Source organism: Thalassotalea sp. HSM 43 (genome assembly GCF_004752005.1).
GTDB lineage: Bacteria > Pseudomonadota > Gammaproteobacteria > Enterobacterales > Alteromonadaceae > Thalassotalea_A.
The window spans coordinates 3,173,874-3,196,610 of sequence record NZ_CP038493.1 but is presented as its reverse complement, the minus strand read 5'-3'; the positions used below and the strand labels follow the sequence as shown (position 1 = coordinate 3,196,610).

Here is a 22,737-nt window from a genome sequence, read left to right as displayed (position 1 = left end):
ATGAAATTGATTAGCTGTTAACTTGTTTAATCGCAAACAAAACGGCGCCGTATTCCGGAGGATTGACAGGTTCTATAACTTGCTCATGAATACGCTTTGGTAAATAAGGCATTAGGCGAGTTTTGATGCCGCCTATCAAGGCAACTTTGCCTTGTTGAAAAGCAATAAGTCGATCAAATACTTGGCAGAAATATGCGGCGCCTTGTTCTATGATTTGCAGTGCTATGGCGTCACCCGCTTCAGCACAATCAAATACATCGATAGCAAACTGACCATAAAAGGTCGCACCTTGACCAGCAATCGCTTCAATTAACGTATTCGCGTCCTTCACCGCCAGCTTTTTGAACAACTTATCGGTTAATAATGTGTCTTCAATAAGCTTATCGTCACTTAGTAACACTTGCTCAACAGCACGAAAACCTAACCATGCACCAGAGCAAATGTCGCCGTGTGGGAAGCCATGACCACCGATAACCAGTGATTCAACACCACTTGTTACATAACCGACTGAGCCCGTACCATTGATCATGATTGCGCCTTTCGCTTCACCATGAGCACCAAGGCAGGCAATATGCAGATCGGTTGCCAAATGCATTTGCTTAAATGGGTGTTGCCATTCTTGCATTAACTGAAAGTATTTCGGCAGATTAACACCAGCCAAGCCAACACCTGCAATGAGGCTGTGCATAGCGCTGCGTTCTAAACCGGCGTCAGATAATGCCAATACACAGGCATCGATTATCGACTGTTGGGCACGCTCTAAATTATGAAACGGGTTTGCTGCCCCTGCGATCCCCTCGCCTAGAATCTGCATATCGGTATTCATGATCACAGCTTTACACTTGCTGCCACCACCATCGATACCCAAATATAATTGTTGATTCTTGCTATCCATTCTTGCCTCATTCTACAAAGTGCCAAACCATCTGTGATCAGCAGTTTGCGATTTTGTTATTAGAATATTAACGGTAAATGACAGCGCTGTCATTTACTTTTTTCATTTTTTTGAAATTAATTGCTAAACCATTGACCTAACTAGCCTTTAGGCACTTTAACAAGCAACTTGCGCCCAGCTCTATCGCCATTTACCGACAACAACCTAACTTCGACATCGGAGTCTATCGCCACCGGTGCTGTCCATTGTTGCCATTGCTCATTATAACGATATTGCATGGTTAACCCTGGGTAAGGGCTGTTCATATGCAATTGTCCGTCAACCACTTTAGCACCAGGCGTCGGTAGTCGATAAAAAATATCCGCTAGCTCTAATTTAGCAAGCTCTTTATTGGCTATCGTATCGGCAAAATTTGCCCACAGTTGATCTCGTTGTTGGCGCTTTTCAGCGCTAAAGCGACCACTGTTCTGATCAAAGGTAGCGCCATTGTAATCGTAAGCTACCGCCCATTCTGGGCTGTGCCATGCGCGCTCTGCTAAAGCAAATAGGCGCGGAAAGATTTTGTACTCGGCTAAATCGTCGTTACGGGTATTCTCGCTCCACAATTGACCTTGAATACCGGCAAAACGAACACCTGCCTTTAATGGTCCTGAAACCACCTTGCCCTGCTCATCTTTTTGCAATGTGTCATCGGTTTGGTACGGTAAATCTTGGCGGTCTAACCAAAACTCGGCGTGAACCGGCAGATTATCTGGCATAAATTGAAACAGTTTTTCGGTGTTGCTGTGGCGTGACGCCCAATAATAGCCGTGCTCCTTAGGATCCGCCTCATAAGGAAAATCAAAATAAGTCACATCTGGGCTCGACACCACAAGATCCCAACCATTGTTGGCTAACTTATGAGCAACTTGATGGCCTTGCCAGTAGGTCAATCCCCAACTGTTGGCTTGAGCAAAACTCGGCATTTTTTCAAAGCGGGTATGGCTCATGCCATCACTCCAGCCAGCGGTTTCGATGCCACGTTCAGATAATATCTTGGCAACGCGCTCAACAAAGTAACCACCCAATTGTTCGGCTTTGGTGATGCCTTCATCATTATTGGCAAGAAATGCCTGACAAATTGGAGACTCGACCCAAGCACCGGCGGTTTCATCGGCACCAATGTGATAGCGTGTTAATGGCTGGCCCGCTTCTGCGTGTAGCGCTTTGACTTCATCCATGACTTTAGCGACAAACGCATACGATGATTCCATACAGGCGTTAATGGTATTGTCGTTGTAATACTGAATTGAAGAGTACACCGTGGTATCGTTTTCATCGTGCAATAAGTATTGTTTTGCTGCTTGCTCATCCCCTTCTGCCATAAGGCGCTTATAGCGAGCTTTCATCGCTACAATAGATGAACGAGAGTGGCCTGGCATATCCAGTGATGGAATCACTTGGATCTGATGTTGATCGGCATATTGCAATATCTCAATGTAATCTTCGCGGCTGTAATAACCGTTAACAACTGACGTTGGGTCTACGCCCGCACCTAATTGCGGCAATAAACAACGTTGTTCGGTCAAATCAAAGCATCGTTTTGAGCCAATATCGGTCAGCTCAGGTAAATCGTTAATTTCTAAGCGCCAACCTTCGTCATCACCAAGATGAAGGTGCAATTTATTCAGCTTATAAGCAGCCATTTGCTCAATTAAATCAAGCACAAACTGTTTCGAATGGAAGTTTCGAGCAACATCCACCATCATGCCACGAAAACCATAATGCGGCGCATCATCAATATTGACATGCGGCATGGTCAATTTCGTCACATCAACAAGCCCGGCGATTGATTGCACACCATAAAATAGACCGCCGATTGAACTTGCTGCAATGGCAATGCCCTGCTCTGAGCTTTTTAATTGATAGCCTTCATTGGCGATGGCTAATGACGCATCAAGTGTTAGGTTAAGCTCAACACCTGAATCGCTTTCGCTAATGCCCAATTGCTGCAAGCGCTTAATTGCCATGGCTAATTGCGTTTTATCAACGCCAGTAACGTTCAGCTTAATGCCTTGTTGCAAGTCAATACTGCCGGTAGAGACGATAACTTGCGATGGTGTCGGAATAAGTGCCGTGGCCAACTGGTGATCACTGGCGCTTAATTTTTCGTTACGTTGATACAGACGTTCTGCGGTGGCCCATTGTGTGGCATCGTCTTTGGTTCGCTTAAACTGGGTCGTTTCATCGGCAAAACTTTTTACGAACGGGTATCGCTCCAGGCCTGTTTCCGCATCGATTTGGGTTTGTGTACTGACAATAACACGCGCCTCGGTACCATCAAGATGGGCAATGTAATTTGGTAGAGCATCGGTTTCAGACAAGGTCCAAAAATCAACCCAGTAATCTATGGTGTAGGTTTGTCCCGCTTGCAAGCCGTTAAAATCAGCCTTTGTTTGCAGACGATGCAAGTCGCCATTGATGTGTTCAATAGTAAAGTGCTCTGATGCAACACTTTGCACAGGGTTTATTTGGGAAAAGTAAATATGTAAGTCATCGGCGGCGTAATCCGCGGCCGGAGTTATATGTAATCGACCATGAAAACAATTGCCATCGGTGCGTGCCGAGTCACATTTATCGCTTGGCACATTGCTTACCAATTCGAATTCAATCTTGGCGCTATCAGCAAATTTGTCGACTTCAGCTTGTTTGTCTATTTTGACATTGCTTACCGGCTCAGAGCAGCCAAACAGCAAAGACGAAGCAAGCAAACTTAGTGCAAAAGCGTTTTTCATCATGGTATCTCTTTTGTTGTCGTTATTATGTGAAAAGGCTAGCTAGTGAGCCTTCGAGGTTATCGGGTCTGCAACCCGAATTTATTTATTTTGTTCAGCAATTCTGCGTGATCAGGCATTTGCGCTGTTAATGTGTTGCCATGCTCAGCAACACGGGCAAAAAAGGCTTGCGCCTGCGCCTTATTTTGCTCTAGGTCAGAATTGTTAGGCACTTGGCTGTCGAATTCCATGCCATACAGTACATACAAATAATTTTCTAGATTGAATATCTCGAATCGACTGGCAAAGTCGTAGGCGCTAGGTGCTTGATGACGCCACAATGCTAACCTGTCTTGTAGTGATTGTGGGCAGCTGCTTGGGTCTCGATTGGCTCGCCAAAATTCACTGTCGTCGCGGCGACTTAGACAGTAATGTAACTTGATAAAATCGATGACTCTTAACCAGCTTTCGTTTACTCGGCTATTAAACTGTTTAGCGACAATATCCATATGGCTGCGATTGGCTGGAAATTGACTCGCCAATAGTTTTGCGGTGGCATCAAATACCAGTAGTCCGGTCGCTTCAAGTGGCTCGACAAAGCCCTGAGATAAACCTATCGCCGCACAATTGCGTGACCAAAATTTTTCTCGATAGCCTATTTTCATATCTATAGTGCGCAGCTTAATCTCGGTTTGTGCGTCATGCTCACCGGCATTTATATAATCAATTAACGTCGCCTTGGCCTCTTGCTCGCTGCAATAGCGCGAGCTGTAGACATGGCCGACACCGCGACGTGATTGCAAACCGATATCCCATATCCAGCCATGTTTTTGTGCAGTAGATAAGGTGTAAGATGGTATGTCTGGTTGCCCTTCAGGGTAAGCAATTTGCGCAACAACGGCTTTATCAACAAACAACACATCGCTTTTATCAATAAAATCGACGCCAAGCGCTTGGCCTAATAATAATGAGCGAAAGCCACTGCAATCGACAAAAAATTGCGCTGAGATAACACCCGCACAATCGGTTTCAAGTGCCTCAATATCACCGTTGTTAGCCAGTTTGACGTCAGTCACATTGGCTTTAACATGATGCACACCTTGTTTAATGGCATGCTCTTTTAATAGTTCTGAAAATTTTCCGGCATCTAGGTGATAGGCGTAATGCAATTGGCCCTGATATTCTGGCGTGGTTATGTCTTTTGGCGCACGATGTTGGTCACACACCTTACCTTGGAACGCAACCGCATCAACAAAACTGGTTTGCTTTGGTGCATGCCCTGAGAGGTAATGTTCGGTTAAATCGTTAAACTCATGGATTAATGGGTAATCAAATATATGGTGATAATAAGGCTTGTCAGCATTGGCTAGGCTGTCATCAGGGTTATCCAACCAGTCGATGAACTTAATGCCTTGTTTAAAGGTGACGTCACATCGTTGAATAAATTCGGTTTCACGAATTCCTAATTCTTGCAGGGTTTGGCGCATCATCGGCACTGTGCCTTCACCAACACCTACCGTGGCTATGTCTGGCGATTCGATTAGCGTAATGCGTATATTGCGCTTACCAAGTTGCTTTAGCAAATGATTGGCGCTCAGCCAGCCTGCGGTGCCACCACCAACAACGACTATATGTTCGATGGCGCCATCAGCACCATGATTTGCTTGCTTGTTTTCCACAATCGTCCCTTAATAACCGTTAGTTTGCACTGACGGTGCGCTCACCATGCATCATTTGTAACCAGTCGTAGTTGGAATACACTACCGACTGAGCTCGTGTTGCCATCATCTGCAACCTGGCAAACATTTGCTGGCATTCTTGCTCATCAAACGGCATGTGCAATTGCGGTAAATAGTCCATGCCATATAAAATGAAACGATAGTTTTCGTCGGTAAACGTCGTTGCAAAACCACCACTTAAGTCCATAAATTCACAGGTTTTATGGCGCCAAATCTGCAATTGACGTTGCAGGTCATCGCTGTATTGCGCGGTCGTTTGTGCATAACGCCAAAATTCGCTATCATCACGATCCGTCAAACAATAATGCAAGACAATAAAGCGTTTGAGATCATCATAAACACCATTCATCAATCGGTTATATGAATCACGAGTCGATTGCTGAGTATGTTTTTCATTGAGATGGGTCGCCAATAATTTGGCGCCGATATTGATGATATGCAGTCCAGTTGACTCTAACGGCTCAATAAAGCCGCCCGATAAGCCGATGCTAATGCAATTGCCAACCCAAAACTCTTTACGACAGCCAACTTTCATATCAAGGTGCAGGGTTTTTACCACTTCTATATCACCGCTTTGCTGCAAAAACTGTTTCAGTTCCTGCTCAGCTTGTTCAGCACTGATTCGGTCGCCATCATAGACATAGCCGGTGCCACGGCGATTATTAAGATCGATTTCCCATACCCAGCCATTGGTCAATGCCGTGGCCGTGGTATAGCTACGTGGAATTTGCTTATCGGCAAACTTAAGTTGCATCGCCACCGCTTTAGTGCACGGCAATTCTTTTTTGAAGCTCTGCCAGTTATTATCTTTTAAACGCTCAATCAACAAGCCCTTAAAGCCACTGCAATCAATGAACAGATCTGCTGAAAATTCGCCCTGCTCAGTGATAACACGCTCGATGTTGTTACCAACAGTTATTACATCGGTTACTGTCGCTTCAACGTGTTCGACGCCACGTTGCTTCGCTTTATCACGTAGAAAGCGTGCCATCATAGTGGCATCTAAATGGTAGCCGTAAGGGACAACGCCTTGATAAGGTTTAGATTGCGCCATTTTTGGCGTCAGGTTATTTTTCATCAAATGCGCCGACACACTAACGCCTTGATCATAGCGTTCAAATAGTTGGCGCGAACTCAAGATCCACGCAGATGATATATCGGTAATGCTACCAAGAGCTTGATGCTCAAAAGGATGGAAATATTCGTGGCTATTGCCTTGTTTTGGCTTCATCCAGTTACGAAACATAATGCCCGTTTTAAGCGTCGCATTTGTTGCTTGGATTAACTCGTTTTCATCGATGCCCATGGCGGCAAAGAAGAATCGAATTGAATGAACCGTGGCTTCACCAACACCGAGGATACCAATGTCTTTGGACTCGATAACGCGAATAGCTACGCGTTGTTGTTTGTGATTATAAAGCTGGTTTAAATAAAGGGCCGTCATCCAGCCCGATGAACCACCACCTACTATGGTGATAGATTGCACGGATTCGTTCATAAAGCATCCCTGGAAGGAGTCAGGTTATAAGCCTGACTCCTATGTCAGTTAACTGCTTAATGACACTTTCTTTTTAACCAGACGATGTATTTGGTTAACAGAGTTCAGGTGTGCGTAGATTGGGCCAATCATGCCGCGTTTACGCAACGTCAGAAACTCTTCATCTGAAAGTTCATTAAGTTTCTTTTCATCGACGATGTACAAACCGTTAATTTGAATCTTCTCGCCATTTGCTTGGATATCCAAGTTTTGCGGGATAAGCAGCTCACGATCAACCAATTCTTTGGTGAAAGCTTTGGTAATATGAGAGTTTTCAAAAAACTTACCAAGTGCTTGCTTACGACGAGCTAGATATTCGGTTTCTTCGCCATTGTCTTGGAACAGGGCATTACCCTCTTCTTCATTTACAACACTGTTTTCAGTAGCAATAACTACCATAAACTTGTCAGATTCCTGGCTTTCAGGAACCAACGCCAGAGGAAAATGGGTCAATGCTGCTGGTACATAGGTACCTTGCCAGTTTTCTTCGGCGGTATATAAGTTTTCACCGGGCTTAACACCAAATAGTGCTACCGGTTGGAATTCACCTGATTCAGAGTTTTTAACAAACACTACTGGGAATTCAGCACCTGCACGTGAGAACTCCTGTACAACAACAGGCGCCAAATGCTGGCCGCTTACGTGAGGGAAATTAGTTTGGTTTTTAATCTTTGTTTTGCCGTGAACATTTTTGTTCAAAGGCTGAATATTTGCTTGGCTCATTTTACTACTCCCAAAATGCTGCCTGATTTCGAATTTATAATTATGCGTCGATAAGACTAAACCGGTTAAACAAGCCAATACAAGTGATATTTACAAATTTTCTAAACAAAGGGGAGAAATCTCCCCTTTTTTAACGTGTGATTAACGCGTTTGTGTTTAGAAACGTACGCTAGCGCCTACATTTACACGACGTGCCATCTCATATTCATATAATGGGAAGCCACGTGTGAAGCCGCTGTATGACGTTGGGTAGTTGTTATTACCGAACTGTTTAGCGTCTTCTTCAGTCAAGTTAACTGCATCTAGACGGATGTCTAGGTAATCAGTAACATGCCAAGTTGCACTCAAATCAAGTGAACCGAAGTCATCGTGTAAACGGTTACCGTATGAACCTGTTTCGCGAATCATGTACTCACTACGCCAGTTATATGATAAACGCACTGAAATCGTGTCATTTTCGTAGTAACCAGTGATGTTGTACTGATCTTTCGAGCTGTCGCTCAAGAACGGGTTACCATCAACGTAGGTGTCTTCATCGGTATTCGTATCTGTGTAGGTATAGTTGATAAGGGTACCAAAACCATTACCAAAGTCCTGTTGATACTGAAGTTCAAGACCTTCGATTTGCGCATCTTTACCGTTAGACTTCTCTTGTACAGTCCAACCGTTTGCCGCTTCATCACCTTCTAGTGGGAAGTCGATGTCTGCTGCATCAGCGTGATACTCGTTAAAGGTTACGAAGTTCTTAACGTCTTTCATAAACAACGTCGCACTTAGTAATGAACTTTCGTTGAAGTACCATTCGATACCGATATCAAACATATCAGCGATGAACGGGTCTAGACCAACGTTACCAACAACCCAGAACTGGTTATCAGGCAAGTCATCGTTGGTACCAACAACATTTGGGTTTACGTACATATCGACGTACTGTGGACGAGCCATCGCACGAGATGCAGCAACACGCATGATTACGTCATCGGCTAGGTCCATCTTCAAGTTAAAGCTTGGTAAGAATTCAGCGTAATCAGAATCAGTGTTTGTTTTCTCGCCATCTACATAGTAGATAGACTTCGCATCTGTCGCGGCATAACGTACACCAAAGTTACCGGCAAAACCGTCACCTTGGAATTCAGCCATAACGTAAGCTGCCCAGTTATCTTCTTCAATGTGGCTGTAAGAACCTAGGTCTTCCGTCTCACCAACGATGCTGGCTTTTGCCCAATCTTTCAATGCATCGGCATCAAACTTCTTGATTTGGTAGTTACCTGCGCCAACATCAATAGTGCCATCTTGGATACCATCGGTGCTGATCACATTGTTGAAATCATCTGATTGAATGTACTCATAACGACGTGAGGTAGTTTCATGCTCAGCGAACTTAAAACCGGTCTTAATCGCAGTAACCAAACCATAGTCAACGTCGAACGTTACGTCAGCTTGAAAGTAGCTTTCTTCGTCGGTTTTCGGTGTACGGTTAAAGTTAGGACCTGTACCCATTGCCAATGAACCTGGATCATAGGTTTTCATATCAAACCCAGCAGGGAGGTCCCAGGTTTGATTGCCACCAGTAAAATCGTAAGAACCACCGGCAAGGGAAGGTACAAGACCGTCGTCTAGAACCATTTCAAAGTCAGTACCACCAGTTGATTCGGTCGTACCTGCTTGGAATTTAAATGTGTAACCATCGCCTTGATAGTTGAAGGTTAGATCAACAACGTCAGAGTCCATGGTCGCTTCACGTGGACGCATTTGATAAAACGCTACGTTTAGAGGACCTGCTACTTGCGTACCTTGGTTAGTAATATTACCTTCGGCATCCGTTTCTTGACCTAACCATGTTGTGTTAGACGAATCGCCCCAACTGGTATCAGCTTGCGTTAACCATAACGCGTAGTTGGTGTTATCCGCTTCCATTTCCATGTCGATGTAGTTCAACACGAAATCCATGTTATCTGTTGGTGCGTACTGTAATGTCGCAGTGATAGCGGTACGTTTACGTTCTTGTTCGAACGCAACAGGGCCTGCACCCCACTCCCAGAATGCTTCATTACCTTGACGTTGTAGTGAGCGTTCTTGAGCAACACCGGATAGTAAGAAACCGATGCTTTCAGATTCATTCTTCCAGCTGTACATAGCTGACGCTTGTGGGTCAGTTTCTTCTGAATCTTCTTGATAAGACGCTTCAGCAGATGCGAAAATTGTATTGGCGTCAAGATCAAGCGGCTTACGGGTGTGAACGATTACCGTACCACCGATACCACCTTCGGCCAAATCGGCGCGAGATGTCTTATGAACTTCCAAATCACCAACGATTTCCGAAGGCAACAACTCATAGTTAAAACTACGTTTTGCTGGCTCAAGTACAAACCAACCGGTTGAGGCGACGTTTTGACCATTTAGTGTGGTGAGTGTCAAATCTTGGCCTGCACCACGAATCGATACTGCGGCACCTTCACCAAATTGACGCTGAATAGTTACACCAGGAATACGTTGCAATGACTCAGCAACGTTTTTATCTGGAAACTTACCGATATCTTCTGCAGAGATGACATCAACAATTGAATTTGAGAAACGCTTAGCGTTTAGGTTTTTCTTGTTCGAGCCACGGATACCCGTAACCTCAATAACTTCGATATTCTCATCAGCGTTTGCCTGTGCATCATCAGCAGCAATTGCTTGTGCTGAAGCACCAGCTAAGACCATAGCTATAGAGCTGGCCAAAACGTGCTTTTGGAATTTCATAGACATTTTCTTTCCCTTACTTTTTTTTAGTTTTTACTTTTAATCAGGGCCGATTTTGAGAAGCAATGATCACTAACTTCCTATCTTGTCCACCAAAATGACAGCGCTGTCAAAAGACTTGAAATAACCATACAATGAAATTAACGTTTTGGCTACAAAAAATTACACATTTTTGTAATATTTGCCCTTAACCAATTAACAATTGATTTACAACAAACTAAATTTAAACAACAATATCAACGACATATAAAACACCTGAAAATTTTTAACTTAACAAAAGTTTTCACTTACAAAATCAAAAAACGGCGCTAAAACTCATATTTTATGACCGATATTAAAAATTTATTGACGAATTTAAGGAAACTTTTTCAATGTCCGACTAAATTTATTAAGGACAAAGGTAAACAACTGAAAACAAATGATTTATCTTTGCTATAAAGTTCTTAATACGATGTTTTCGCGAACGTCATAGTCATGCGTGCCATGCCACTGTCATGACAAACATAAAGGTCAATATTTTGCTGAAGCTTTAACCAAGGCAAAACCTAACTTGGCAGATGCGGACATAATCAAATTATGTCGCAAGCCGTTAAACAATAAGGAAAACAAGATGACTTTAACGAACAAATTAGCCGCCGAATTCTTTGGCACGTTTTGGCTCGTTCTTGGCGGTTGCGGCAGCGCGGTTTTAGCTGCGGGTTACCCAGAACTGGGCATTGGATTCGTTGGTGTTTCATTGGCATTTGGTTTGACCGTGCTAACTATGGCTTTTGCTATTGGCCATGTATCAGGTTGCCACTTAAACCCAGCGGTATCTTTTGGTTTATGGTCAGGTGGCCGTTTTCCAGCGAATGAGTTAGTCCCCTATATCATCGCCCAAGTCGCCGGTGGTATTGTTGGCGCAGCCATTTTGTATGTCATTGCCTCAGGCGCTCCTGGTTTTGATGTCGCCGGTGGATTTGCATCCAACGGTTACGGTCAGCATTCTCCAGGCGGTTACTCGATGGTCTCTGTTTTAGTTGCCGAAGTGGTTATGACGTTTATGTTCTTAATGGTTATTCTTGGCGCAACCGATAAACGCGCTCCGGCGGGTTTCGCTCCTATTGCTATCGGCCTATGTCTGACTTTGATTCACCTTATCACCATTCCTGTCAGTAATACCTCAGTAAACCCGGCACGAAGCACTGGTGTCGCGGTATTTGTTGGTGATTGGGCGACAGCGCAATTATGGCTATTTTGGGTCGCGCCTATTGTAGGTGCCGTGCTTGCCGGTAAAGTCTATGGTTGGGTAAGCGCTGAAAAAGACAGTTAAACTCTGTTATATACATCTAAATGCAGGCTAATTCCCTTTTAGCCTGCATTCCCCTTCTCCGCTCGTTGGCTTTGCTGTCATTGATTTTTCTCCTAGGCCGATTTTCTTGGTTAACTGTAATCCACATTTATCGTTGTTCTACGCCTATCAAGTTTGATTTTTTGGCAAAATAAACAATGCTTTATGTATAGCAATTTATAATTTTTTTTGCGATATCTTTGGAGTAAGCGCATATGCTTGAATACGTCGCCCTATTTTTAGTGTTTTTTGTATTTCTTGTGCTTTTTTACGGCATTATTGTCATCCATGACATACCTTATGAAATCGCCGAGAAACGCAATCACCCGCATCAAGATGCCATTCATGTAGCGGGTTGGGTGAGTCTATTTACCTTGCACGCCATTTGGCCGTTTTTGTGGATTTGGGCGACTTTGTATAAAGAAGACGTTGGTTGGGGTGTAGGCTCTAAGCAAAATGATATTCAACAGCAGTTAAGCGATCTCAAAGACGAACTAAACGCGCTTAAACAACAGATTGATAAGGATAAATAATTATGGATATGCTGATTATTTTAACCTATACCGCGATCTGTGTTTTTATCTTCAAAGTATTTAAAATCCCATTAAATAAATGGTCTGTACCGACCGCTGTGCTCGGTGGTGTATTGGTGTTATCAGCCATTATGGTGATCATGAATTACAACCACCCGTATGCGAAATACGCCAAAGAAGTGTTTGCCAGTGTGCCAATCGTGCCACAAATAGCGGGCACAGTTAAAACAGTAGAAGTACAACCTAATCAACACGTTAAACAAGGTGATGTGTTATTTACTTTGGTCAATGATGAGCAAGTTATTGCCCTGCGTAAAGCCGAAGCGGCACTCGCCGATGCGCGCAGCGGCGCGTTTCAAAAAGACGAAGCATTGCAAGTTGCTATGGCCTCGACTGACGAAGCGAAAGCCAATCGAGATCGCGCTAAAACCACCTATTTACGCTATAAAGAAGGCTTTGATAATGGTGGCGAGAATTCACCTTTCACACCGCAAGAGATGGATCAGCGCTTAAAGCTTTACGAAGCAAGTGAAGCCAAACTAAAAGCAGCATTAGCGGATCAACGCCGACTGGAATTTGCTGCTGAGTCTTTAATTGCCGGTGAAGATACCGAAGTAGCGCAACTTATTGAAGCACGAAATAAAGCGCAATTAGACTTAGAAAGAACGACCGTAAGAGCTCCTACCGACGGCATGGCGACACAAATAGCACTGCGACCTGGCGTTAGAGCGACCAAACTGCCATTGCGACCAGCAATGACATTCATCCCTAAAGAAAAACGCCGCATTGCCGCCATGTTTTGGCAAAATTCATTACAGCGCATGGAAGTTGGCTTAGAAGCCGAGGTGATTCTAGACTCTATTCCTGGCAAAGTATTTACTGGCAAATTAGTTTCCATTGTGCCGGCAATGCAAGAAGGTGAGATTCAAGCCACTGGTGCTTTGATCCAGGCAAACGTCATTTCTCGTCATGGCTTTGTTATAGGCCTAATTGAGCTAGATGAAGATCTGAACGATTATAACTTACCGCTAGGCATACAAGGGCAAGCTGTAGCGTTGAATCACGATGGCGACTTTTTGCATACCTCCATTGTCAGACGAATTTTATTACGCATGATGGCGTGGTTGAAATACATTTACCCCATCAAATAATGTGCTAAAAACATCATAAAAAAAGCCGCTTTATAGCGGCTTTTTCAAACTAGAATTAATCATTATATAGGCGGCTTAATCGACGTCCCAAACAATGTCTTTGACAACCCCATTGCGCAGGAACTTAAACGACACTTTCTCTCCTTTTTTGAACTTGCCAAACTTATTGCGCACTGAGATTATATTTTCAATGCTATCGAGTTTGACACCGTCAATTTCAAGGATAATGTCGCCACCTAATAATACATTTTGCCGACCGATAACAACATTGATATAACCGCCTTTAAAGCCGAGCTTGTCAGCAAGGGTTGCCGGAATAACATTTTGAATCAACAAACCATAGCCAAATGGATTGTTTAGTGCTTTAGCCTGCTTTTCTTTTAGCATATAAGGGATAAAGCCTAAAAATTCTGGCGGCTCTGATTCGATCACGCTGTGAATGGTATCAACTGAGACTACGAAACCTAAACCATTGCTACCACCTGAACGCGACAGAATATGACTGACAATACCTATGATATCGCCATCTAAATTAAACAATGGGCCGCCCGAGTTACCTTGGTTAATCGAGGCATCAGTCTGCAAGAACTTTGCCTTGATATTTGAGCCTTGCAAAAATTCACGTTCACGCACCGCACTTAAATAACCAACCGATAAACTGTGGCTGGCACCATAAGGCGCACCAATGGCGATAACCTGCTCACCGATATTGTAACTACCTGGGGCAGCGAGTTTTAATGGCTCCACATCATCAGGTACTTTTCTAGCACGAATCATTGCTAAATCAAGAGTCTTATCGACCCAAACAACGTGCCCTGACGATTTGCTGCCATTAGCAAATAGCACTTCAATTTTTACCGAACGACCAACCACATGCGCGGCGGTTAAAATATTACCGTTTTTATTGATTAAGGCACCTGATCCTAACGTTTTCTCTTTGGTTTCTTTATAAAGCACTTGTCCGGTTTTAGGAGCTGCGATGGCTATAACATGTAACTCTACAACACCATTGTTAACCTTTTTAAACAGGTCTTTAACGGCACTTTCGGCCCTAGCCGTAAAACTCATCATAAGAGTTAAAATAGTGATAGTAAGTATTTGTCGTTTAAGCATTAATCCCCCAAATATAAGTATGCTTTCTATTAAGGAGGATAGTTGAAATAACGCAGACAACAAACAAAACCCACTTACAAAGAGAATAAATAGGTTACCAACATTCGACGTTAAGTGTGTTTCGCGGCTCACATATTCGCCAATATTGCGCTCCTCTTGGCGATAACTTAATTAATGACAAGAAAATAATTATTAACATCAAGGTAAATGCGATATAGTTGCCCTAGCAATGACGCGTGAAATATAACAATAAGCATGAAAGTAACCATTAATGACGTCGCCAAGTTATGCGGCGTTTCTATGAAAACAGTCTCTAGAGTCATCAATAACGAATCATCGGTACGACAAGCGACCCGTGATAAAGTGATGACTGCGGTTCGTGAGTTAAATTATCAACCCAATCTGGCTGCTCGCTCTCTAGCGGGAACCAATTCATATACTATCGCTTATATATACGACAACCCGAATGCTTATTATATTATCGACATGCAAAACGGTATTCTTAATGAGTGTCGCAAGAAAAACTTTGAATTGCTGATTCACCCTTGTAACGCAAAATCAGCCGGTATCATCGAAGAAATCACGGATATGATCCGCTCATCTCGCATTGCGGGTGTGGTATTAACACCGCCTTTTTCAGAAATGCCTGAAGTCACCTCGGCATTAAATGACATGGATGTTAAATTTGTTCGTATTGTCTCTGGTCATGAAAAGACCGATGACGTTTCCCCTAGCATCATGGTCAATGACTTTGTTGCTGCATATGATATTACCCAGCATTTAATCGATTTAGGTCATAGCGATATCGGATTTATCAGCGGTGGCAAAGAGCATAAATCAACCACTGAACGTATCGATGGCTATAAAGCAGCCCTTAATGATAATAACATCAAGGTGCAAGCGAATTTGATTATAGATGGCGAATACGATTTTGAATCAGGGGTACAAGGCGCCAATAAGTTACTGAAACAAAAACAGGCACCGAGCGCGATATTTGCTTGTAACGATGAAATAGCGGCAGGCGCCCTATTTGCTTCTCGCCTACAAAATGTGCAAATCCCCGATAAGCTGTCAATTGTTGGTTTTGAGAATTCACCGTTTTCAAGACAAACTTGGCCGAAAATTACCACCGCAGACCAGCCAAACCAAACCATCGCTGAACGAGCAACTAACTTGCTGATAAACACCATTCAAGGTCAGGAAATAGACGAGTTGTGCGAACAATTTACGCCATCGTTACTGGTTAGAGATTCGAGCGGTAAAATCAGTTAAACACAGCTTCACTAAACACTGCTTTGTAAAACACTGCTTGGTTAAAATTAACTGGTTTTGAATCCGTAGCCACTTAGAAACAAGGCGACCGATGCTTCAATGTAATCGCGAGTTTGTTGTTGTGTGGGTTGCCATTGGGTGTTGTATTCTCGGCGCATAACCGCTTCACCTTTAACCAAAGATAAAAACTGTAACGACGCTAGATGTGTATCCTCAATATCGAGAAGATTTTGTTGCTTATAACCTTGCAGTAATTCAGACAAGCCTTTAATGACTGGCTCAGGTCCCGCCTGATAAAACAGTTGCGATACTTTTGGGTTTGCTTGCGATTCAGACACACACAATCTGTGTACAGACATGCCTTCGTCAGATAGCAACAAGCGAATAAATTCAACCGCGAAATTAACCAAGGCACCGCTTACATCGATATCTTTGTCGGTATCAAATGCCGCTTGGCGAAATTCTTGACACTTTTTACTGACCGAGGCCATAAACAAATCGTCTTTGCTGCCAAAGTGACTGTACACCGTTTGTTTAGAAACGCCGGCTTGCTTGGCGATATAATCCATACTCGTATTAGCAAAGCCTTTTTCACAAAAACAGTTTACCGCTGCTATTAATATGCTTTCACGCTTTTCTTCACTCTTACTACGTGTGCGAATCTTTTGCGTCAAAAGGACCCCCAAAGTCATTGGTTGGCAGTTAATATTGTGCATATTACCTGATCCCAACCTGTCATTTCTATATATAGTGTAACAAATCAAACTGGACAGTCTAGTTTAACTTAACTAAACTGGACTTATTAGTCTATTTTAATAATTTATCGTCAATAACTATGAAGTATTTAACTGCCCTTATTAGTAAGCAGAAAAAGTTAACATGTCGCAAACCGCCTTTCGCTTTGTTCGCCGCCTGTATACTGGCTTTTACCAGCAGTGCCTGCTCAGAGCAACAAGCCATTGCTGAGGTGGAGCACCCGTATCATCACGCGGTTGTCGCCGCCACACTAAAGAAAACGGATCATTACGTTGTCAGCCGCAAATTTGCGGGTCGAGTGGTAAGTAAGCAACAAGCAAGTTTAAATTTTGAAGTGTCTGGGCGTGTCGCCAGTATTGCGGTTGATGATGGTGATAAAGTGGCTGCAGGTCAGTTATTAGCGAGTCTTGACAATAAACTGCTGCATATCGAATACAAGCAATTGCAAGCGCAACTGCAACAAGTCAAAGCCGAAAGCGAACTCAACCAAGCAAATATTAATCGCATCAGTAAATTGCTGGCAGAAGGTTATGCCTCAGAGCAAAACATTGATGAATTGGCGGCACAACAAAAAGTATTGCAAGCCAATGAACAACAACTTAACGCGACCATTGAAGCTAAACAATATCAAATTGATCGTTCGCAAATTTACGCCCCATTTGCCGGTACGGTGAATCAACGTTTGATCAACATGGGCGAAGTGGTATCGCCATCGCAAGTGGCGTTCGAACTTAATCAAGATCAAAGCATGGAAGTTAAAGTCGGTGTACCGATACATATGGCACAGCAATTATTGCAATTGCAGCAGCAACAACATCAAAAATTCACTTTAAAAATCGATACTAAAACCATTGAAGTCGATAACGTCAATATCAACAGCGACATCAATCAAATGTCTCGCACGGTGCAAGCTCGCTTTACCATACCGCCAAACACCATCGCTTATAACAATCAACTGGCGTATTTGGTGCTCGAACAACAATACCAACAAGACGGTTATTGGGTACCACTAAGTGCTCTAACCGATGGTGTGCGTGGTACTTGGAATGTCTATACCCTTGAGCCACAACAAGATCAACTATTTATGGTTAAGCATCACAGCGTTGAGGTCATTCATACAGAACAAGACAAGGCGTATATTCGTGGTGACTTGCCAGCGACACAACAAATTCTTGCGGCGGGTTTGCACCGCATCGTTCCAGGCCAAGTGGTACGGGTTGAGCAACAACACTCTATCAACACAGGTAATTAGTGATGATTGAAGTATTTGTTCGCAATGGTCGTATGATGGCACTGCTGATGGCCATCATTATCGTCTCAGGTTTGGCGTCTCTTAGTGTATTGCCGCGCAGTGAAGATCCGACATTAGAAAACCGTTTTGCCATTGTCGTGACCAACTACCCTGGCGCCAGTGCAGAGCGTGTTGAGTCGTTAGTGACCGAAAAGATAGAGCAACGTCTGCGCCGCATTGCCGAAATTGATTACATTGAATCAACCTCTAGACCAGAAATTTCCGTCTTAAAGATCAAGCTAAAAGGCTCAGTCACCAATGGTGAACCGATATTTAGTCGTGTACGTGACCAACTTGGTGATATTCAAGGCGAGTTACCGGCTGAAGCCAGCCAACCCATCCTCGATGAAGAGCGCAGTTTTGCTTACACCCAATTAATCGCCTTAAATTGGGTTGCCAGTGAGCAGCCAGATTTATTATTGCTAGGCCGTTATGCCCAAGAGTTAAAATCAGAGCTGCTGCTGGTTGCCAATACTGATATTGTTTTGATCCACGGCCAAAACCAAGAACAAATTTTGGTAGAGCTCGATCAAGACAAAGCTGCGCTGGCGGGCATTTCAATGCAGCAATTGATTCAATCGATCAATAAAGCCGATGTAAAAGTACCAGCTGGCAAGCTGGTGAATGCCAGTAATCAACTGCAGATAGAGTTGACGGGTGCGCTGGACTCCTTAGATAGAATTCGCAACATCCCTATAATTTCTGATCAATACAGTCCTTTACTTTTGGGTGATATTGCGAGCGTCAAACGCGACTTGGTCGCGCCACTTAAACGACTGGCGATCGTCAATGGCAAACCGGCCATCGTCATTGGCAATCGTATGCTCACCGATGTGCGCATTGATAAATGGACCAAAGCTGTTGAACAGCAATTAGCGACTTTTGAACAGGCGCTTCCCGACAGCATCGAATTGGAAATGTTGTTTAGCCAAAACGATTATACCAATGAACGTTTAAGTGATTTGGTGAACAACATATTTATTGGTTTTGCTCTGATTGCCATCGTGCTGCTGTTTACCTTAGGTATACGCGCAGCCACCATAGTCACCCTATCTCTACCGCTAACCGTGTTCTTTACTCTGGCGGTAATGAATTTTTATGGTTTGCCTATTCATCAAATGTCAGTAACTGGCTTAGTCGTCGCTTTAGGTATCATGGTCGACAACGCCATCGTTATGACCGATACCGTGCTACAAAAGAAGAAACAAGGCATTAACGGTCGCCAAGCTGTTATTGAGTCTGTACGTCATTTATGGATGCCGTTACTTGGCTCGACCATGACCACAGTGTTGGCGTTTATGCCAATCGCCTTAACCCCAGGAGATGCCGGTGAGTTTATTGGCGGCATTGCCCTTAGTGTTATTTTTGCCTTAATTGGCTCGTATCTTATTTCCCACACAGTCGTGGCAGGTATGGCGGGACGCTTTTTGAAAGTGCAAAACGAGTCCAGATTACCATCTTGGCTGGCGCAAGGTGTTCATCTGCCACGCTTGCATGCCGCCTTTAACAAAAGCCTAAGCCTAGGTCTTGCCAAACCACGATTTACCATAGCCTTGATATTGGTGTTACCTATTGCCGGATTCTTTAGTGCGAAATTCCTCGATGAACAATTCTTCCCGCCATCAGACAGGGATATGTTCCACATTGAAGTGTATCTACCTGCACAAAGCAGTTTAGCTGCGAGTCGCGACTTAACTGAACAAATCAGTGAATTTTTAGCCCCTTACGATGAGATAGAACAGGTGCGTTGGTTTATTGGTGAAAGTTCGCCTTCATTTTATTACAACCTCACCGGCGCCAAAGATGGCATGCAAAACTATGCTCAAGCTATGATCACAGCACAAGACTTTGCTGCAGCCAATGCGTTAATTCCGCAACTGCAAATTGCTCTGGATGATGCATACCCACAAGCCAAGATACTGGTGCGCAAGTTAGAACAAGGCCCACCATTTAACGCACCGATTGAGATCCGATTGTATGGCCCTAACCTAGATACCCTGAAAGAATTGGGCGATGAGTTACGTTTGGTGTTTAACAACACCGAAGACATGATTCACTCACGAGCAACGTTATCTGCTGGTACACCAAAAGTGTGGGTCAAAGCCGATGAAGAAGTGCTTAATAGCCAAAATATTACCCTCGCTGATATCGCCGCACAATTACAAGCAGGTCTTGATGGTCAAGTGGCGGGTTCGGTTATCGAGGCGACAGAGTCTATCCCGGTGCGTGTGCGCCGCCCAATTGAGCTGACGCAAAGCGCCAACGACTTATACAGTTTTCCGGTGATCAACGCCCAAGAACAGAATTTTTTGCCGTTGTCGGCGATATCGCAAGTATCGATTGCGCCAAGCAGAGGCGCCATTCCACATCGTGATGGACGCCGAGTCAATGTTATTGAAGGCTATCTTCGCGCAGGTGTGTTGCCATCGGTAGCGTTAAGCAAAATTAAAGACAGTATTGAACAGAATGGCTTTACCCTGCCAGCGGGTTATAGCATGGAAATTGGTGGGGAATCTGGTGCCAGAGACGATGCGATAACCGACCTTATGAGTAGCATAGGCATCATTGTTGTTTTACTCATTACCACAGTAGTGTTGTCGTTTAACTCGTTCAGGATCTCCAGCATTATTTTTATCTCGGCATTTATGTCGGCTGGATTAGGCCTGTTAAGTATCTGGGTGTTTAATTATCCGTTTGGTTTTACCGTTATTGTTGGCCTGCTCGGCTTATCGGGTTTGGCGATCAATTCAGCCATCGTTATATTGGCTGAACTCAAAGCCGATGCCGATGCGATACAAGGCGATAAACAAGCCATTATCATTGGCGTCACCAGTTGTACTCGACACATTGTGTCGACCACTATAACCACGGTAGGTGGCTTTTTACCGTTAATTATTGCTGGCGGCGGGTTCTGGCCTCCCTTTGCAATTGCCATCGCTGGTGGCACGGTATTAACCACAATGTTGTCTTTTTACTTGGTGCCGGTCGCTTTTTATAGCATGAGTCGCCGTAAAGCGTTTGAACAGACCAGTGCTGATCGTCGTTAGCCGACTCAGCATTGCCTATACAAAGTGCAATTAAATGTAACTTTCACGCTGCAAAGCGTCGATATATAAAGCAATATGACCACTCTTTGTACAAACGAAAAAAAAGTATCACTTTTTTTCAAAAAACAGTTGACGAGTCCAAGGCAGATTTGCATAATACGCCGCACTTGTCGAGGGCAACCAAGACAAGCGATGGAATGGCTACGTAGCTCAGCTGGTTAGAGCACATCACTCATAATGATGGGGTCCCCTGTTCAAATCAGGGCGTAGCCACCATATCATCGCGGGAGTGGCGGAATTGGTAGACGCGCTGGATTTAGGTTCCAGTATCCTAGGATGTGAGAGTTCAAGTCTCTCCTCCCGCACCATGATATGGCAAGCATAGTTTTGCATTTCCATGAAATTACATTGTAGGGGTATAGCCAAGCGGTAAGGCAGCGGGTTTTGATCCCGTCATTCAGAGGTTCAAATCCTCTTACCCCTGCCAATTTCATTTGAGATTGGCGGAGAACACAATGTAATAAGAAGCCTTTGCAGGGGTATAGCCAAGCGGTAAGGCAGCGGGTTTTGATCCCGTCATTCAGAGGTTCAAATCCTCTTACCCCTGCCAACTTCTTCTTTGTCTACTAAAGAAGAAGGGGGAACAAAAGACTTCTAGCTTTTATTAGCTGACAAGTAACTTTGATGGCTACGTAGCTCAGCTGGTTAGAGCACATCACTCATAATGATGGGGTCCCCTGTTCAAATCAGGGCGTAGCCACCATAATTGCGGGAGTGGCGGAATTGGTAGACGCGCTGGATTTAGGTTCCAGTATCCTAGGATGTGAGAGTTCAAGTCTCTCCTCCCGCACCATTTGTGAAGTTTGCAAAGCAATAAGAAAACTCTGAAAAGGTCATACTTTTTCAGAGTTTTTTTTCGTCTTAAATTTGTCGTTAAAACAGCGAACAAGAAAATAGTTAGCATGCCAAAGTGCGGATAGACTTGAGAGTTCAAGTCTCTACTAAACCTCAAGCGCACCACTTGTGACGTTTGCAATGCAATAACAAAGCTCTGAAAAGGTCATACTTTTTCAGAGTTTTTTTTCGTCTTAAATTTAATAGTTAAAATCAGAAACAGGTAATCAAGTTAAACTTACTTGGTATCAATGCACGAAAAAAGGTGCGGATAGACTTGAGAGTTCAAGTCTCTACTAAACCTCAAGCGCACCATTTGTGAAGCTTATAAAGAAAGCTCTGAAAAGGTTATACTTTTTCAGAGCTTTTTTTCGTCTTAAATTTAATAGTTAAAACCAGAAACAGGTAATCAAGTTAAACTTACTTGGTATCAATGCACGAAAAAAGGTACGGATAGGCTTGAGAGTTCAAGTCAAATACCAAGGTCAGTCTTGCTTTTCTGGATCAATCTCGCCTCTTTTATTTACCATTAAATTCCATTATCATGTTCGCTCTTTTGGAAGTAAGGACGACCTTACCACTCCACCTCATAGGGGACGGCCCCATAATTCTATTTTTTAATGGAGGCCGACTTGCTAGCTTACACCTATTTAATTATTGCATCTTTATTTGAAGTACTTTGGGTACTTTTTCTTGGAAAATCCATCGGATTTACTGCGTGGCGACCATCTGCCTTGGCCGTTTTCTGTATGATGTTAAGTCTATTTTTTCTTGCCAAAGCAACCAAAGATCTGCCCTTAGCCACCGCCTATGGCACTTGGGTGGGACTCGGTATATTAGGTACCGCATTACTGCAGCACAGCTATTCGAACAATCAATTAACAACTCAGAGTTGGTTTTGCCTGATTATGTTGGTACTCAGCATCATTGGCTTACACATCAGCATGCAACGCTAACA

15 protein-coding genes and 6 tRNA genes are annotated in these 22,737 nt (G+C 43.7%); 13 read left to right on the top strand and 8 right to left on the bottom strand.

The features are described from left to right. Nucleotides 1-10: 10 nt before the first annotated feature. The 6 genes from nagK to E2K93_RS13965 form a co-directional block, all read right to left on the bottom strand. Nucleotides 11-895, bottom strand: a complete 885-nt coding sequence (nagK, locus tag E2K93_RS13990) for an N-acetylglucosamine kinase (RefSeq protein ID WP_135439691.1) — start codon at nt 893-895, stop codon at nt 11-13. Between the two features lie 140 nt (nt 896-1,035). Continuing rightward, on the bottom strand, nt 1,036-3,672 hold the full coding sequence (locus E2K93_RS13985; RefSeq protein ID WP_135439690.1) for a family 20 glycosylhydrolase: 2,637 nt from the start codon (nt 3,670-3,672) through the stop codon (nt 1,036-1,038). Between the two features lie 56 nt (nt 3,673-3,728). Then, entirely contained in the window at nt 3,729-5,327 is a 1,599-nt protein-coding gene (locus E2K93_RS13980; protein WP_228445319.1) for a tryptophan halogenase family protein, read from the bottom strand. A 19-nt stretch (nt 5,328-5,346) separates the two neighbouring features. Further along, nucleotides 5,347-6,885, bottom strand: a complete 1,539-nt coding sequence (locus E2K93_RS13975; RefSeq protein WP_135439689.1) for a tryptophan halogenase family protein — start codon at nt 6,883-6,885, stop codon at nt 5,347-5,349. Nucleotides 6,886-6,933: 48 nt separating this feature from the next. Then, complete coding sequence (locus E2K93_RS13970; protein WP_135439688.1) at nt 6,934-7,647, bottom strand: SapC family protein; 714 nt, start codon at nt 7,645-7,647, stop codon at nt 6,934-6,936. A 156-nt stretch (nt 7,648-7,803) separates the two neighbouring features. Beyond that, nucleotides 7,804-10,398 carry a TonB-dependent receptor gene (locus E2K93_RS13965; RefSeq protein ID WP_211183539.1) on the bottom strand — a complete coding sequence of 865 codons (2,595 nt, stop codon included), beginning with the start codon at nt 10,396-10,398 and terminating at the stop codon, nt 7,804-7,806. Nucleotides 10,399-11,002: 604 nt separating this feature from the next. On the opposite strand from E2K93_RS13965, the gene aqpZ reads away from it, so the two are divergent. The 3 genes from aqpZ to E2K93_RS13950 all read left to right on the top strand — a co-directional run bounded on the left by aqpZ (nt 11,003) and on the right by E2K93_RS13950 (nt 13,406). Beyond that, a complete protein-coding gene (aqpZ, locus tag E2K93_RS13960; RefSeq protein WP_135439687.1) occupies nt 11,003-11,704 on the top strand; it encodes an aquaporin Z in 702 nt (233 codons plus the stop codon). Nucleotides 11,705-11,937: 233 nt separating this feature from the next. Further along, the gene (locus E2K93_RS13955) at nt 11,938-12,255 is read left to right on the top strand and encodes a DUF3302 domain-containing protein (RefSeq protein WP_135439686.1); all 318 of its coding nucleotides are present in this window, start codon (nt 11,938-11,940) and stop codon (nt 12,253-12,255) included. 2 nt (nt 12,256-12,257) lie between these two features. Continuing rightward, nucleotides 12,258-13,406, top strand: a complete 1,149-nt coding sequence (locus E2K93_RS13950; RefSeq protein WP_135439685.1) for an HlyD family secretion protein — start codon at nt 12,258-12,260, stop codon at nt 13,404-13,406. 75 nt (nt 13,407-13,481) lie between these two features. On the opposite strand, the gene E2K93_RS13945 is transcribed toward E2K93_RS13950, so the two are convergent. Then, the gene (locus E2K93_RS13945) at nt 13,482-14,519 is read right to left on the bottom strand and encodes a S1C family serine protease (RefSeq protein ID WP_135439684.1); all 1,038 of its coding nucleotides are present in this window, start codon (nt 14,517-14,519) and stop codon (nt 13,482-13,484) included. A 255-nt stretch (nt 14,520-14,774) separates the two neighbouring features. Between E2K93_RS13945 and E2K93_RS13940 the strand changes: the two genes are divergently transcribed. Continuing rightward, nucleotides 14,775-15,791 (top strand): LacI family DNA-binding transcriptional regulator, encoded by a 1,017-nt coding sequence (locus tag E2K93_RS13940; RefSeq protein ID WP_135439683.1) that lies wholly within the window; start codon nt 14,775-14,777, stop codon nt 15,789-15,791. Between the two features lie 47 nt (nt 15,792-15,838). Here the strand turns inward: E2K93_RS13940 and E2K93_RS13935 are convergent, their stop codons facing one another. Next, on the bottom strand, nt 15,839-16,465 hold the full coding sequence (locus E2K93_RS13935) for a TetR/AcrR family transcriptional regulator (protein ID WP_189637783.1): 627 nt from the start codon (nt 16,463-16,465) through the stop codon (nt 15,839-15,841). Nucleotides 16,466-16,626: 161 nt separating this feature from the next. Here E2K93_RS13935 and E2K93_RS13930 point away from each other — a divergent pair, with 161 nt between their 5' ends. The 9 genes from E2K93_RS13930 to E2K93_RS13890 all read left to right on the top strand — a co-directional run bounded on the left by E2K93_RS13930 (nt 16,627) and on the right by E2K93_RS13890 (nt 22,735). Continuing rightward, the gene (locus E2K93_RS13930; protein ID WP_135439681.1) at nt 16,627-17,799 is read left to right on the top strand and encodes an efflux RND transporter periplasmic adaptor subunit; all 1,173 of its coding nucleotides are present in this window, start codon (nt 16,627-16,629) and stop codon (nt 17,797-17,799) included. A gap of 2 nt (nt 17,800-17,801) precedes the next feature. Further along, complete coding sequence (locus E2K93_RS13925; RefSeq protein WP_135439680.1) at nt 17,802-20,885, top strand: efflux RND transporter permease subunit; 3,084 nt, start codon at nt 17,802-17,804, stop codon at nt 20,883-20,885. Nucleotides 20,886-21,084: 199 nt separating this feature from the next. Then, nucleotides 21,085-21,161: transfer RNA gene (locus E2K93_RS13920), tRNA-Met, on the top strand. Between the two features lie 7 nt (nt 21,162-21,168). Next, nucleotides 21,169-21,253 (top strand) — tRNA-Leu (locus E2K93_RS13915). Nucleotides 21,254-21,297: 44 nt separating this feature from the next. Continuing rightward, nucleotides 21,298-21,372 (top strand) — tRNA-Gln (locus E2K93_RS13910). 48 nt (nt 21,373-21,420) lie between these two features. Next, a tRNA-Gln gene (locus E2K93_RS13905) sits at nt 21,421-21,495 on the top strand. 76 nt (nt 21,496-21,571) lie between these two features. Then, nucleotides 21,572-21,648, top strand: a tRNA-Met gene (locus E2K93_RS13900). 5 nt (nt 21,649-21,653) lie between these two features. Beyond that, nucleotides 21,654-21,738: transfer RNA gene (locus E2K93_RS13895), tRNA-Leu, on the top strand. A gap of 661 nt (nt 21,739-22,399) precedes the next feature. After that, complete coding sequence (locus E2K93_RS13890) at nt 22,400-22,735, top strand: DMT family transporter (RefSeq protein WP_135439679.1); 336 nt, start codon at nt 22,400-22,402, stop codon at nt 22,733-22,735. Nucleotides 22,736-22,737: the final 2 nt, after the last annotated feature.

Coding starts and splice junctions, on each gene's coding strand:
- E2K93_RS13950 (WP_135439685.1), top strand. CDS start 12,258: ATGGATATGCTGATTATTTTAACCTATACCGCGATCTGTGTTTTTATC.
- E2K93_RS13965 (WP_211183539.1), bottom strand. CDS start 10,398: ATGTCTATGAAATTCCAAAAGCACGTTTTGGCCAGCTCTATAGCTATG.
- E2K93_RS13890 (WP_135439679.1), top strand. CDS start 22,400: ATGGAGGCCGACTTGCTAGCTTACACCTATTTAATTATTGCATCTTTA.
- E2K93_RS13930 (WP_135439681.1), top strand. CDS start 16,627: ATGAAGTATTTAACTGCCCTTATTAGTAAGCAGAAAAAGTTAACATGT.
- E2K93_RS13925 (WP_135439680.1), top strand. CDS start 17,802: ATGATTGAAGTATTTGTTCGCAATGGTCGTATGATGGCACTGCTGATG.
- E2K93_RS13955 (WP_135439686.1), top strand. CDS start 11,938: ATGCTTGAATACGTCGCCCTATTTTTAGTGTTTTTTGTATTTCTTGTG.
- E2K93_RS13940 (WP_135439683.1), top strand. CDS start 14,775: ATGAAAGTAACCATTAATGACGTCGCCAAGTTATGCGGCGTTTCTATG.
- E2K93_RS13970 (WP_135439688.1), bottom strand. CDS start 7,647: ATGAGCCAAGCAAATATTCAGCCTTTGAACAAAAATGTTCACGGCAAA.
- aqpZ (WP_135439687.1), top strand. CDS start 11,003: ATGACTTTAACGAACAAATTAGCCGCCGAATTCTTTGGCACGTTTTGG.
- E2K93_RS13945 (WP_135439684.1), bottom strand. CDS start 14,519: ATGCTTAAACGACAAATACTTACTATCACTATTTTAACTCTTATGATG.
- E2K93_RS13975 (WP_135439689.1), bottom strand. CDS start 6,885: ATGAACGAATCCGTGCAATCTATCACCATAGTAGGTGGTGGTTCATCG.
- E2K93_RS13985 (WP_135439690.1), bottom strand. CDS start 3,672: ATGATGAAAAACGCTTTTGCACTAAGTTTGCTTGCTTCGTCTTTGCTG.
- nagK (WP_135439691.1), bottom strand. CDS start 895: ATGGATAGCAAGAATCAACAATTATATTTGGGTATCGATGGTGGTGGC.